This window comes from Variovorax sp. 05T418, assembly GCF_056396385.1.
Genome location: NZ_JBFTLJ010000053.1, coordinates 1 through 764 on the forward strand (window position 1 = coordinate 1; position 764 = coordinate 764).

A 764-nucleotide genomic window follows, 5' to 3' on the forward strand; every position below is an offset into this window, starting at 1 on the left:
GTCAACGCCGATGGCACCTACACCTATGTTCCCGGCCCGAACTTCAACGGCACCGACAGCTTCACCGTCACGGTGAGCGACGGCCACGGCGGCACGACCACCAGCACGGTGACCGTGACGATCAACCCCGTCAACGACGCCCCTGTGTTCGTCGACGGTGGCGGCACCCCGGTGAACACGACGGACGGCTACGTCTTCGGCTACGACGAGAACCGCCCTGCAGGCGCCGTGCTCGGCACGGTCCACGCCACCGACGTCGACAGCGCGACCGTCACCTACAGCATCCTCTCGGGCAACGACAGCGGCTACTTCGCCATCGACCCGGTCACGGGCGCGATCAGCCTCACGCCGGCGGGCGCTGCGGCGTTCGTCAACGACTACGAAGCGGGCGCCAACGCGCACGCGCTGGTGGTCGGCGCGAACGACGGCACGGTCACGACGAACATCCCCGTCACGCTCAATGAGCAGAACATCAACGATGCACCGAAGGTGCCCGACTACGCCAAGACGACGAACGAAGACACGCCCGTCAGCGGCCAGATCGTCGGCACCGACGTCGATGGCGACACGCTGAGCTACGTGAAGGGCAGCGATCCAGCCCACGGCACGGTCACGGTCAACGCCGATGGCACCTACACCTATGTTCCCGGCCCGAACTTCAACGGCACCGACAGCTTCACCGTCACGGTGAGCGACGGCCACGGCGGCACGACCACCAGCACGGTGACCGTGACGATCAACCCCGTCAACGACGCCCCTGTGTT

General features: G+C 66.5%; 1 protein-coding gene. It reads left to right on the top strand.

Annotated elements, in window-relative coordinates:
* Positions 1-764: tandem-95 repeat protein (locus AC1DMS_RS31735; RefSeq protein WP_478182149.1), on the top strand; the 764-nt coding region annotated here is incomplete at both ends.